The 11,877-nt window shown below is 50.2% G+C and carries 13 protein-coding genes and 1 other RNA gene; 9 read left to right on the top strand and 5 right to left on the bottom strand.

Annotation, left to right across the window (positions count from 1 at the left end):
- Nucleotides 1–12: 12 nt before the first annotated feature.
- From ACZND6_RS09070 to ACZND6_RS09090, 5 genes are all read right to left on the bottom strand, one after another.
- The gene (locus ACZND6_RS09070) at nt 13–1,737 is read right to left on the bottom strand and encodes an ArnT family glycosyltransferase (protein ID WP_293738176.1); all 1,725 of its coding nucleotides are present in this window, start codon (nt 1,735–1,737) and stop codon (nt 13–15) included.
- Nucleotides 1,738–1,832: 95 nt separating this feature from the next.
- The gene (locus ACZND6_RS09075; protein WP_008810814.1) at nt 1,833–2,129 is read right to left on the bottom strand and encodes a type B 50S ribosomal protein L31; all 297 of its coding nucleotides are present in this window, start codon (nt 2,127–2,129) and stop codon (nt 1,833–1,835) included.
- Between the two features lie 150 nt (nt 2,130–2,279).
- The gene (rho, locus tag ACZND6_RS09080) at nt 2,280–3,536 is read right to left on the bottom strand and encodes a transcription termination factor Rho (RefSeq protein ID WP_008810815.1); all 1,257 of its coding nucleotides are present in this window, start codon (nt 3,534–3,536) and stop codon (nt 2,280–2,282) included.
- Between the two features lie 137 nt (nt 3,537–3,673).
- On the bottom strand, nt 3,674–3,994 hold the full coding sequence (trxA, locus tag ACZND6_RS09085) for a thioredoxin (protein ID WP_008810816.1): 321 nt from the start codon (nt 3,992–3,994) through the stop codon (nt 3,674–3,676).
- A gap of 346 nt (nt 3,995–4,340) precedes the next feature.
- Nucleotides 4,341–4,586 (bottom strand): hypothetical protein, encoded by a 246-nt coding sequence (locus tag ACZND6_RS09090; protein ID WP_008810817.1) that lies wholly within the window; start codon nt 4,584–4,586, stop codon nt 4,341–4,343.
- A gap of 120 nt (nt 4,587–4,706) precedes the next feature.
- Between ACZND6_RS09090 and ffs the strand changes: the two genes are divergently transcribed.
- From ffs to ACZND6_RS09135, 9 genes are all read left to right on the top strand, one after another.
- Nucleotides 4,707–4,802: signal recognition particle sRNA small type (gene ffs, locus ACZND6_RS09095), an RNA gene on the top strand.
- Between the two features lie 21 nt (nt 4,803–4,823).
- The gene (locus ACZND6_RS09100; protein WP_008810818.1) at nt 4,824–5,333 is read left to right on the top strand and encodes a GNAT family N-acetyltransferase; all 510 of its coding nucleotides are present in this window, start codon (nt 4,824–4,826) and stop codon (nt 5,331–5,333) included.
- A gap of 255 nt (nt 5,334–5,588) precedes the next feature.
- Entirely contained in the window at nt 5,589–7,670 is a 2,082-nt protein-coding gene (dnaX, locus tag ACZND6_RS09105) for a DNA polymerase III subunit gamma/tau (protein ID WP_370748611.1), read from the top strand.
- 35 nt (nt 7,671–7,705) lie between these two features.
- Complete coding sequence (locus ACZND6_RS09110) at nt 7,706–8,014, top strand: YbaB/EbfC family nucleoid-associated protein (RefSeq protein ID WP_204901988.1); 309 nt, start codon at nt 7,706–7,708, stop codon at nt 8,012–8,014.
- A 4-nt stretch (nt 8,015–8,018) separates the two neighbouring features.
- Nucleotides 8,019–8,630, top strand: a complete 612-nt coding sequence (recR, locus tag ACZND6_RS09115; RefSeq protein WP_008810821.1) for a recombination mediator RecR — start codon at nt 8,019–8,021, stop codon at nt 8,628–8,630.
- A gap of 125 nt (nt 8,631–8,755) precedes the next feature.
- Nucleotides 8,756–8,884: a hypothetical protein gene (locus ACZND6_RS09120; RefSeq protein WP_293704246.1), complete on the top strand. Its 129-nt coding sequence runs from the start codon at nt 8,756–8,758 to the stop codon at nt 8,882–8,884.
- Nucleotides 8,885–8,976: 92 nt separating this feature from the next.
- Entirely contained in the window at nt 8,977–10,020 is a 1,044-nt protein-coding gene (locus ACZND6_RS09125) for an ABC transporter substrate-binding protein (protein ID WP_293738169.1), read from the top strand.
- A 72-nt stretch (nt 10,021–10,092) separates the two neighbouring features.
- Nucleotides 10,093–10,902, top strand: a complete 810-nt coding sequence (locus ACZND6_RS09130; RefSeq protein WP_293738168.1) for an ABC transporter ATP-binding protein — start codon at nt 10,093–10,095, stop codon at nt 10,900–10,902.
- A 1-nt stretch (nt 10,903) separates the two neighbouring features.
- Entirely contained in the window at nt 10,904–11,740 is an 837-nt protein-coding gene (locus ACZND6_RS09135; protein WP_008810824.1) for an ABC transporter permease, read from the top strand.
- Nucleotides 11,741–11,877: the final 137 nt, after the last annotated feature.

Raw genomic sequence — 11,877 nt, forward strand, 5'->3', positions numbered from 1 at the left:
AAAAGGCAGAAACTACTTTCTGCGAATTAAGAGGAACTTTTCGCTGCTTCTCGGACGGCCTTGGAAAACATCAACAACTTCATAGCGAAGGTCAAGCGTGTTTTCATCGTAATCTCGGTCAACGGCACGCAGAATCCAAGGTGCGTCTGCCTGCTTATCAAAGTTGACACCGCCCCAGTAATTAAAAGCAGCGATATTGCTCAAAGTTAAATGAGAAGCACCGATCTTGTCGAGCGGAATTTTGTTTTCAACGACAACTGCTTTGAAGTTGTCGACAATCGGCTTCATAGAACGAGCTCCGTCAATCAAGTTGACGAATAAGCTCATGACGATGATCCATACCGCAGTCAGGCCGGTTCCGGCCATCCATGCGCCTCTCCAGGAGAAAACCGGGTGTTTGAACAAGCGCCAGAAGACGATTGCAATCCAAAGGACCGTGGCGGTAACGGCAAGGAGGAAGAGGAAAACGGAAGTTCCGTGCGGCTCAACCTCCGGGGCTAAACGAGTAAGGGAGAAAGCCATTTTGGCCGGAACGCCTTCTGTCCAGGCGAAGAAGTAAATCCAGACGGCAATTACGGCAAGTGTATAAATAATACCGGAATACAAGTCCAGGAAGTTCTCGCGGCTGCGTTTAAGACTGACGACGCCGAGTGCGGCTAAAACAGACAGCGAAGGAACTAAAAAGAGCAGGGTGCTGTACAACTCGGTTCCGGTGAAGATCACGGAGCAAAGTGCAACAACCGAGAAGGAAAGCGGAATAATCAGCGGAGCCTGACGAATCTGGTCTCTCCAGGCGTAGATGCCCCACAAAGCCAAAGGCCAAAGGGGGAAGGTCAGCCAGGAAATGTTTTTAAGCAACCAAAGGTATTCGTCAGCCGGCAGCGGAGAAAGCACGGCAAGACTGGTAGAGATCCAGCTCTTGAACCATTCTGCGGCTTCTGCGGGGAAACAGGCAAAGACCAGGATCGGCCACAGCATTGCTGTTGCAAAGGCTATCGATAAAGTCAGCACGGCGCGTTTGGAACGGCTGGTGTAGTCGGGCGTCAGGAAAATCGCGACCCAAGCGCCGAAAAAGCACCAAAGGCCGGCTCCGGGACTGCTGGCTAAGGCAATTGCGCCGATAGAAAGTCCGGCAATAATGGAACCGCGCCACAGATATTGAAGACTTAATACGATGCCGTAGAAAGCCAAGGCAGAAAAAGCGAGCAGACAGGTAACCGGTGTCAGTTCGTGGAAAGCGGAAATGATGCCGTAGGTGCCGACAGTTAAGAGAACGGCAATATCGGCGACTAAGCGGCCGTAGTCTTTGCGAGCGGCTTCACCGCCGAAGGCAAAGCTCACGGGCTGAGCTTCATCGCGTCGGGAAAGAAGATAAGTGGAATACCAAATCGCGGCCGTGGTCACTGAAAACCACAAACCTGCGGTGATATGAAATGCCTCTACGTTTCCGAAAAGAGGTCCGAAAACCTTGATGCTGAGTGCTGCAAACCAGAAGGAAAGCGGTCCGACGTCGGAAGCCGGGAATCCGTTGACGTTCGGAAGAAGCCAGTCGGCAAAGGAACCGTTGGCCATGTTCCACGCAACACCGAACGAAATAAGCGACTTTCCGCTCCAGACATCCGTAGAAAAGAACAACGGCAGCACGAAGGCAACTAAAAGTGCAATCAATGCAGCTCTCGGAAGCTTACCGGCAGCCGAAGCGCTGACGACGGCCGGAGAGGAATGGTTACTTAACATCGAAGCAGTGTGGTTGTAGACCTGAAAGGTGCGATTTTACTAAAGAAAAGGGCAGCCCAAAAGGCTGCCCTTCGGATCAGTATGAAACTGAAAAATTATTTTTTAGCCTTAGCAGCCTTGGCAGCTTCAGCAGAAGCGTTAAGGGCAGCAGACTTAGCAGCGAATTTCTGACGGAATTTTTCAACACGGCCAGCTTCGACGATACGTGTCTGAGCGCCAGTGTAGAAAGGATGAGATTCGCTGGAGGTATCAAGCTTAACCTGCGGATAGGTAACGCCGTCGATTTCGATGGTGTCACGAGCGTCGGCAGTAGAGCGAATAATGAAGGTCTTGCCGATGGACATATCGGTGAAGGCAACTTCACGATACTGCGGATGAATATTCGGTTTCATGTGTATTCCAAAAAATGTCGGTCGCCACCAACCTTGCGAGACCGCTCACCGTTGTGAGTCCTACGTCCGGCATGTCAGAACGTGCCTAAGTTAATAAAAACAAGGGCAAAATTATACCCAAATTTCCTTGTAAAGCAAACAGATGCCTGATTATCGGCGCATCATGGCAAAGAACTCAGCATTGTTCTTTGTCGGGCGCATCTTATCAAGCAGGAATTCCATTGCCTGGATTTCGTCCATGTCGTAGAGGAACTTTCTAAGAATCCAAATGTTCTGAAGTTCCTGCGGAGCTAGAAGCAGTTCTTCCTTACGGGTTCCGCTCTTGGCAACGTTAATGGCCGGGTAGACGCGCTTTTCAGCAAGACGTCGGTCCAGATGGATTTCCATGTTGCCGGTACCCTTGAATTCTTCATAAATCACATCGTCCATACGGCTGCCGGTTTCTACCAGAGCAGTGCCGATGATCGTGAGCGAGCCGCCTTCTTCCAGATTGCGGGCTGCACCGAGAATGCGTTTCGGGCGCTGCAGGGCGTTGGAGTCCACGCCGCCGGTGAGTACTTTGCCGGAAGTCGGGACGACAGTGTTGTAGGCGCGGGCCAGACGAGTAATGGAGTCAAGAAGGATGACAACGTCTTTCTTGCTTTCAGCCAGGCGTTTGGCTTTTTCGATGACCATTTCTGCAACCTGAACATGGCGGGTAGCCGGTTCATCGAAGGTAGAGGCAATGACTTCACCTTTGACGGAACGTTCCATTTCCGTCACTTCTTCCGGACGTTCGTCGATCAGAAGGACCATCAAGATAACGTCCGGATAGTTGGCTGTAATCGCGTGAGCGATGTGCTGCATTAAAACGGTCTTACCGGACTTCGGAGAGGCAACCAGCAGAGCACGCTGACCTTTACCGATCGGAGCGAGGATGTCGATTAAACGACCGGTGAGGTTCTCGTCGCCCGAGATATTGCGTTCGAGTTTGAGCGGCTGGTTCGGGAAAAGCGGAGTCAGGTTTTCGAAGAGAATGCGGTGTTTAAGAGCTTCGGGAGGAAGACCGTTAACTTTGTCGACTTTGACTAAAGCAAAATAACGCTCGCCGTCTTTCGGAATGCGGACCTCACCTTCAACCGTGTCACCGGTATGAAGATTGAAGCGGCGGATCTGAGACGGAGAAATGTAAATATCTTCCGTGCTGGCTAAATAAGAAGAAACCGGAGAGCGAAGGAAACCGAATCCGTCAGGAAGGATTTCCAAAGTTCCGTCACCGAAAATCTGTTCGCCGGCTTTCGCACGCTTCTTCAAGATAGCGAACATGAGTTCCTGCTTGCGAAGGCGGCTGGCGTTATCAACGTCGAGCTCTAAAGCAATATCGAGAAGCTCGGAGACGTGCTTGGATTTAAGGTCGGATAAATGCATAGGAAATGAAGCTCTTGCAAATAAGGATTACACAATAATCCCAAGCGAAGAGATTTAAATAAAAGAGGAAAGAAGAATTAAGGGAGGAAGGAAGCAACGGTTCGATAAAGAGGAAATCGAACCGTTGTAGAGCAAAATTAGATGAAGTTCTTGAGGAATTCAGAGAACTGAGCGGAATTCATAGCGCCGGCCTGCTGAGCCTGGAGCTGACCGTCTTTGTAAACGGCAAGAGTCGGAATACCGCGAACGCCCAGCTGAGAAGCAACATCCTGGCACTCATCAACGTTGTATTTAACGATCTGAACGCCGTCGGGAAGGGTTTCGGCAGCTTTTTCAAGAACCGGTCCGAGCATGCGGCAGGGACCGCACCAGGGAGCCCAGAAGTCAACGACCACCACACCTTTTTGATTCAGGACGTCGTCAACAAAGCTGGCGTCTGTAACTTGTTTCAAGGCCATTTTTTAAATTACCTCCAATTATTGATTCCCTGGAACCGAAATCGGCTCCAACGGATGATGGGATACTATCACCGAGAGCTTTCAGGGCTTAACTAACAACCCCAAAAAGGTGAAACTCATGCTGGATTTTTGTAACTATACACATTTGAAGCAACCTTGAGGGCGTGTGTGCGCAACGTTAGATATTAACAATGTGTGAAAACTTCTTAGAACGTTGAGCGGGCAAGGAAGGAAAAGCTAAGCGGGTGCAGGCCGGAGTTTTGAAAACGATCCAAATAAGCAGAACTAAAAAGCGCCGCGCAGAAACTACTTTCCGGAGCGACGCTCGTTTGACTATTGGACAAGGTTAATTTTTAGCAAACGCATACCCTTTCCGGAAAATCTTTCCTGTGTAATCGACTTTCACAAGAATGTGTTTGCTTTCAATCTGAATTTTTTCAACAACAGGTTCTTTCTGAACAAAGGCTGTTTTTTGAATTTCAAATTTACCCTGGGCGTAGGCGGCAGGATCCCAACGACCAATAAATTTAGCATTGGCCGTGCCGGAGAACGCGAGCATAAGGGCGATGAATGGAACGCTGAATCTAATCATTTTCTCCTCCTTTTCTTATAGTTAGTTCATCTTACCACTCTGAATCGTGAAAAAGGCTCTCTATTTCAGTTTCATTTTCTTTGCTGGCGCAGAATTCAAATTCATATATAATTCGTAGCCGGCGAGCCCCCTCGCATGTGAATGTCGTGAATCTGGTCAGGTCGGGAACGAAGCAGCCATAGCGAAACTAGCAGTGCCGAGGTGTGGTTCGCCTTTCCTTTTCAATAAGGTGCTCAAATGGATAACTTCAATATTCGCAATGCTCGTCCTCAAGATTGCCCGGTTATTGCCGAACTTATCCGCGGATTGGCCCATTACGAAAAACTTGACGACCAGTGTCAGGTCACTCCCGAACTCCTTGAAAAATGCCTTTTCGGAGACAAACCTGAATGTTATGCCGTAGTTGGCTGGCTGACGGGAAAAAACGGAACAGAAAAACCGGTAAGCTTTGCGCTTTATTTCTATAACTTCTCTACCTTCCTTGCGCGCAAGGGTCTCTACTTAGAAGATATTTTTGTACTTCCTGAATACAGACACCGCGGCATCGGCAAGAAGATGATGAATTATTTGGCGGCCAAAGCTGTGGCTGACGGATGCGGCCGATTTGAGTGGTCTGTTCTGGATTGGAATCAGCCGGCAATTGATTTCTATGAAAGCATCGGCGCTACTGTTATGCAGGAATGGCGTATTTGCCGTCTGACCGGTGAAAAACTTGAGCAATTTGCTCAAAAAGCACTTGCAAAATAAAGAGTTTAAAAAGTAGAAGGGCGCCCATAGCGGCGCCCTGTATTATCTACAGCCTCTTACGGCTTAGCTCAAAGGTCCGGATGAATCGGAGAGTGTTTGGCCGACTTCTTTGACGGAAAGAAGTATTTCCTAACTCGTGACGAATAGGACAATCCGAGCAGAATTGAGATAGGATTATCCTCATGCTTAAAAGCTCGATAACGGGAGAACAGCTCTCCGCATAATCGGCTGAACAACATATTTCGGAATAGCCTAATGTCATACCAAGTTTTGGCGCGCAAGTGGCGGCCTCATGATTTTTCTTCTTTGCTCGGACAGGATCACGTTGTTCGAGCTCTGACGCATGCTCTGACGGAAAATCGGCTGCACCACGCTTATCTTTTTACCGGTACGCGAGGAGTTGGAAAAACCACAATCTCCAGAATTCTTGCCAAATGCCTAAACTGTGTCGGGCCGGACGGAAAAGGCGGCATCACAGCAGAGCCTTGCGGAGTGTGCGAGGCTTGTCGCGCGATTGATGAAGATCGTTTCGTAGATTACATCGAAATGGACGCGGCTTCGACCCGCGGTATTGACGACATGGTTTCGCTTTTGGAAAGGGCCAAATATGTTCCGACGAATGCTCGCTTTAAGGTCTACATGATCGACGAAGTTCACCAGCTGACTTCCGCGGCATTTAACGCCATGCTTAAGACTCTGGAGGAACCGCCCGAATACGTCAAATTTATTTTGGCCACAACGGATCCTCAAAAGGTGCCGGTTACGGTTCTTTCTCGTTGTTTGCAGTTCAATCTGAAGAGTTTGTCTCCTCAGCTTATTTCCTCCCATATGGCAGAGCTTCTAGAGAAAGAACAAATTTCTTTTGAGAAGCCGGCTCTTAGAATGCTTGCTTCGGGAGCGAGAGGCTCCATGCGCGACGGACTTTCCCTTCTGGACCAGGCAATCGCCTACAGTGCAGGTAATGTTACATTAGAGTCAGTGCGCGAGATGCTTGGTACGATTGACTCGACGACACTGATTCGTTTGCTCGGCGCCTTAGCCAACCATGAGCCGAAAGAGATCATGAAGGTGGCCGACGAAATCGGTGCCCGCAGCTTGTCTTATACGCAGGCGATGAAGGATTTGGCCGTTCTGCTGCACCGCATTGCGATGGCGCAGCAGCTGCCGGAAATTCTGACCGATGAAGAACCTGACGCGCCCGAACTCCGTCAATTGGCGAGCGTGTTTTCTCCGGACGAAGTCCAGCTCTTTTATCAGATTGCGATTCATGGACGCAACGATATGGCGCTGGCACCCGATGAGTATGCAGGTTTCACAATGGCGCTTCTGCGCATGCTGGCGTTTGCTCCTTTAGAAGGAAAGATGCCGAAAAGCCTGCCTGCTGCTGTAACGCATAAAGAAGAGGCACCAGCCCTCCCAAAAACTGAGCCGGCTAAGACTGAGCTGCCGGCGCAGCAAAAAGCTCAGTCAGCAGATACTCAGCCGAAAGCTCCTGAAGCTCCGGCGGCTTCTGCAAAATCGGTTTTATCTACGCAGGAGATGGAAGGCATTCCCTGGGATCACAGTATTGCGACAGGCAAACCCGTCTTCGTTCTTCAAGGTTCGGAGTCCGCAGTTCCCAACTTAAAGAAGAAAGCGGCCGAAAAGTCAAAACCGGCAACAGCGGCTCCGGCGGCAAAAGAAGTCAACCCTCAGCCGAAGGCGCCGGAAGCTGAGCCTTTTCCTCCGGAAATAGCAGCCGCTCCTGCTATCCCTTCGATCGACATGCCGGATGACGATGCGCCGTGGGTTCCGGAGACTGACAGCGTCCCCGCCGATGACCTCGATTGGATGGCGCCTCCGGCTTGGCCCGAAGAATATTCAGAAGAAGCCGGGGTCTCCGTGCTCCCGCCCGCTCCTCAGGAAAAGCAGAAGGAATATATTCCCGCTGAACCCGTTCAGATGAACGCGTGGCTTGAAGCCGCAGAAAAGATTCATTTGGATCCTGCGTCTCAGCCGTTAGTGACCAGCGCCGAGCTGGAGAGTTTCGACGGTCAGAATATGAAGCTCACCGTGGATTTGGAAAAACTGACAGCGCACGATATGGTTGCTAAACTTGCGGCCGAACTAAAGAAGGTTCTTGGGAGCGATGTCCTCGTCACAGTGACGACGGCGCCCTCGAAATACCAGAATCTTCGTACGCTTTACGCTCAGAGATTTTTAGCAGAAAAGCAGAAAAAGCTCTCCGAGCTGAAGAAAGACAAAAGAATTCTTTCTTTCATGAAGGTCTTTAACGTCGAGCCGAAGGCAGAAGACTTGGACCTTTTAGATAAAGAAGGCAAAGTTAGAACAATTTAAATTTAAGAGGAATCAAAATGAAAGGATTTGGCGGAATGGGTCAGATGGGCCAGATGATGAAACAGGCTCAGATGATGCAGATGAACATTCAGAAAGCCCAAAAAGAGCTCGAAACCATTGAAGTCACCGGTGAAGCCGGCAACGGTATGGTCAAAGTTACGATGACCTGCAAGAACGTCTGCCGTCGCGTCATGATCGACGACAGCCTTGTCGGTGCCGATGCTGACCGCGAAATGCTCGAAGACCTCCTTCTGACGGCAATCAACGATGCTTCCAAGAAGGTCGAAGCCGAAACCAATGCCAAGATCAGCAAGGCAACCGGTGGTATGAAACTCCCGTTCTAATTCAATGGAACAAATCGGAGCAATTGCCGAACTGATAGATGCGCTGAAGAAGCTTCCCGGAGTCGGTCCGAGAGCTGCTCAGCGCATTGCTTATCAGCTGTTAAACGGCGACAGAAGTGATGCGAACCGTCTCGGAGAGGCCCTCTTAAAGGCCACTAAGACGGTGCATCGCTGTGCCCGCTGCAACAATCTGACCGACGGCGAGCTGTGCAGCTACTGCTCTTCTCATAACCGCGATGACTCTCTGCTTTGCATCGTTGAGAGCGTTGCTGATTTGATGGTGATTGAGCAGAGCCTTTCTTATCACGGCCGCTACTTTATTCTGATGGGACGTCTGTCCCCGTTAAATGGCGTCGGACCCCACGAAATCGGCTTGGACAAGCTGTTGGAACGGGCTGGTGAGCCCGAAGTCAAAGAAGTTATCATTGCAACTTCTTTCACCGCAGAAGGTGAGGCCACTGCCTTTGCCGTCTCGGAACTTCTCTCCAAACACTACCCCCAATTAAAACTCACGCGCATTGCAAGAGGCGTTCCTGCCGGAGCCGAAATTGAATACACGGATGTCAACACCGTGGCGCAGGCAATGCTCAATAGACGTGTTCGTGAAAGCGACTAAAAGGCTTTCTTTTCGGTTCGAACAAAAATTTTTCTTCTAAGCGTTATTACTTAGTTAGATTTCCGCACAAACGAGATTTAGGCGGTATTCTTTATCTGTAACTCAATTTTACAAACGGAAGAACAGTGACGAATACAACAGGCAACCGAAACAACACTCCGGCAATCCCGGGGTTTGCGGCTGTTTGCGTCCTTTCTCTTAACGGTCTTAACTTGGCTTTGGGCTTGCTGCGATTGCGCCTTAATGTCGGCTAGGACTGTTTTTGTATATATCGTTTCTTATCAACTAAATTCGTAGTTCAAAGACGGTCCGCCAAGCGGGCCTTTTTTATTATTGGGGAATAAAAATGAATAAATTCACACGCCGTACCGTCATCGCAGCTGCCTGTGCTGCTGCAGCTATGACTTTCGCGCCGATGTCCTTTGCTCAGCAAGCACCGGAAAAGAAAGACGTGACGATTGCCGTGGGTGGTAAGAGTCTTTACTACTATCTGCCTCTTTCTATCGCTGAACAGCTCGGCTACTTCAAAGACGAAGGTCTGAACGTCAAGATTGTTGACTTCCAGGGCGGCTCCCGTTCGCTTCAAGCAGTTGTGGGCGGCAGTGCAGACGTTGTCTCCGGAGCCTTTGAACATACCATCTCCATGCAGGCTAAAAAGCAGCCCATGACCGCCTTTGTTCTGCAGGGCCGTGCGCCTCAACTGGCTCTCGTTGTCTCCAACAAGACAATGAAAGACTACAAACAGCTGAGCGATCTGAAGGGCAAGAAAGTCGGTGTAACCGCTCCGGGCTCTTCTTCTCAGATGGTTGCCAACTTCATCCTCAAGAAGGGCGGCCTCGGACCTAAGGACGTTGCTTTCATCGGTGTCGGTTCTTCTTCCGGCGCAGTTTCTGCCATCAGAAGCGGCCAGATTGATGCCTTAATTAACCTTGACCCGGTTATCACGATTCTTCTGAAGAACGGTGACGCCAAGCTCGTCGCTGACACCCGTAAAGTTAAAGAATCCGAAAGCTTCTTCGGCGGCACGATGCCTGCCGGTTGCCTCTACGCACCGGTTTCTTTCATCGAAAAGAATCCCAAGACTGTTCAGGCTCTGACCAACGCCATCGTCCGTGCTGACGAATGGCTCTCCAAGGCCACTCCGGAAGAAGTTGCCAAGGTTGTTCCGGCTTCCTACTTAATGGGCAACCGTGACATCTATCTTGCCGGTTTCGAAGGTAACCGTGACGCTCTGTCTCCGGACGGACGCTTCCCGGACGGTTGCGCCAAGATTTCTCTGGGCGCCCTTCAGACCGTGAACGATAAGATCGACCCGGCCAAGATCGATTTAACCAAGGTTTATACCAATAAATTTGTTGATGAAGCCTTAAAGAAATATCCGGCTAAATAAATAAAATAAGAGGCGGAGCCTAGGCGCTCCGCCCAAGAGAAAACCGAATAACAACGAATAGCAACATTCAAGATGAATCAGCCAGCAGTGGAATTTGACGATGTGACGTGCAGTTTTATCAGCGATGACAATAAACACTACACGGCCGTTAGAGATGTGAATTTAACAATCGGAGACGGTGAGTTTGTCAGCGTCGTCGGTCCGACAGGATGCGGTAAATCGACCGTACTTAATATGGCAGCGGGACTTTTAACGCCGTCAAAAGGAACCGTCAAGGTTTTCGGAGAGGAGCTTGTCGGTTTAAATAAGCGAGCCGGCTACATGTTCCAGGCCGAGGCATTGATGCCCTGGAGAACGGCTATTGATAACGTTTCTGCAGGTCTGCAGTTTAAGGGCGTTCCCGAGAAAGAACGCCATGAACAAGCCCGTCATTGGCTCTCGCGCGTGGGCTTGAGCGGTTTTGAAGACCGTTATCCGCATGAACTCTCCGGCGGTATGAGAAAGCGTGTTGCTCTGGCTCAGACGCTGATCATGGATCCGGACATCATTCTGATGGACGAGCCGTTCTCCGCTTTGGATATTCAGACCCGCCAGCTGATGGAAAACGAAGTGCTGGCTCTGTGGTCGCAGAAGAAAAAGGCCGTGCTCTTTATTACGCACGACTTAGACGAAGCTATTTCGATTTCCGACCGCGTGGTGGTTTTCTCCGCCGGCCCGGGTTCTCATCCGATCGGTGAGTTCTATATCGACATCGCTCGTCCGCGTGACGTGGCCGAAGTCCGTGTCACACCGCGCTTCATTGAACTGCACAACGCCATTTGGGCCGACCTTCGCGAAGAGGTGCTCAAGGGCTATGAGAACCAGAGAAATCGGGTGAAATAAAATGAAAAAAGGAAGCACACCTATTCTTCAGTCAAAAACCAAGTTAGTCACCTGCCAGCTCCTTCTGCTCGTTGCAATTTTCTTATTCTGGTGGCTGATGACAAAGCCCGGCCTCATTCCTCCGTTCATGTTTCAGGATGAGAACCAGGCCGCCTTCTTTTTCGGTGAACCGGTTCAGATCGGAAAGGTTATTTGGGACTGGTTTGCTGTTAACTTAGAAATCTATCCCAACCTTGCCGTTACGCTGACGGAAACTGTTCTTGCGTTTATTTTCGGTACTGCTGCCGGTCTTCTCGTCGGCCTTTGGCTCGCACTTGCTCCGACGGCTGCGGCGATTGCAGATCCTTATATCAAGGGTTTGAACTCTATGCCTCGCGTGATCCTGGCTCCGATTTTCGGTGTTTGGTTCGGTCTTGGCATCGGCTCTAAAGTTGCCCTCGGTATCACTCTGGTCTTTTTCATCGTGTTCTTCAACGTCTATCAAGGCGTTCGAGAGGTTAGCCCGAATGTGCTGGCGAGTGCTCGCATGCTCGGCGCCAATAAAACTCAGCTGCTCCGATTTGTTTATCTTCCGAGCGCGATGAGCTGGGTGTTTTCTTCGCTGCATTCTTCCGTCGGTATGGCCTTCGTCGGTGCGGTCGTCGGCGAATACTTAGGTTCCGCAAGCGGTGTCGGTTACCTGATTCTGCAGGCTGAAAGTACGTTTGATATCAACACGGTTATGGCTGGTATTTTGGTTCTGACTGCGTTTGCACTGGTCCTGGACTGGATGGTGTCTCTGGCTGAACACCATTTCATGAAGTGGCAGCCGAAGGGCGGCAGGAGCGAAAAGCTTTAAAACCAAAATTTCTGACTAATGGGCGCTTCGGCGCCCATTTTTGGTGTGCTCGGCATGAGCATTCTCTATAGGGTGAAAGTCCCGAGTCTGCCCGCTAGTGGGAAAGACTAGCGAACCCCAAGGTGTCTGCAGTGATG

The organism is Parasutterella sp., from assembly GCF_057870745.1.

Excerpts from the sequence above, each read along its gene's own strand:
- ACZND6_RS09070 (WP_293738176.1), bottom strand. The coding sequence starts at position 1,737 with ATGTTAAGTAACCATTCCTCTCCGGCCGTCGTCAGCGCTTCGGCTGCC.
- ACZND6_RS09075 (WP_008810814.1), bottom strand. The coding sequence starts at position 2,129 with ATGAAACCGAATATTCATCCGCAGTATCGTGAAGTTGCCTTCACCGAT.
- rho (WP_008810815.1), bottom strand. The coding sequence starts at position 3,536 with ATGCATTTATCCGACCTTAAATCCAAGCACGTCTCCGAGCTTCTCGAT.
- trxA (WP_008810816.1), bottom strand. The coding sequence starts at position 3,994 with ATGGCCTTGAAACAAGTTACAGACGCCAGCTTTGTTGACGACGTCCTG.
- ACZND6_RS09090 (WP_008810817.1), bottom strand. The coding sequence starts at position 4,586 with ATGATTAGATTCAGCGTTCCATTCATCGCCCTTATGCTCGCGTTCTCC.
- ACZND6_RS09100 (WP_008810818.1), top strand. The coding sequence starts at position 4,824 with ATGGATAACTTCAATATTCGCAATGCTCGTCCTCAAGATTGCCCGGTT.
- dnaX (WP_370748611.1), top strand. The coding sequence starts at position 5,589 with ATGTCATACCAAGTTTTGGCGCGCAAGTGGCGGCCTCATGATTTTTCT.
- ACZND6_RS09110 (WP_204901988.1), top strand. The coding sequence starts at position 7,706 with ATGGGTCAGATGGGCCAGATGATGAAACAGGCTCAGATGATGCAGATG.
- recR (WP_008810821.1), top strand. The coding sequence starts at position 8,019 with ATGGAACAAATCGGAGCAATTGCCGAACTGATAGATGCGCTGAAGAAG.
- ACZND6_RS09125 (WP_293738169.1), top strand. The coding sequence starts at position 8,977 with ATGAATAAATTCACACGCCGTACCGTCATCGCAGCTGCCTGTGCTGCT.
- ACZND6_RS09130 (WP_293738168.1), top strand. The coding sequence starts at position 10,093 with ATGAATCAGCCAGCAGTGGAATTTGACGATGTGACGTGCAGTTTTATC.
- ACZND6_RS09135 (WP_008810824.1), top strand. The coding sequence starts at position 10,904 with ATGAAAAAAGGAAGCACACCTATTCTTCAGTCAAAAACCAAGTTAGTC.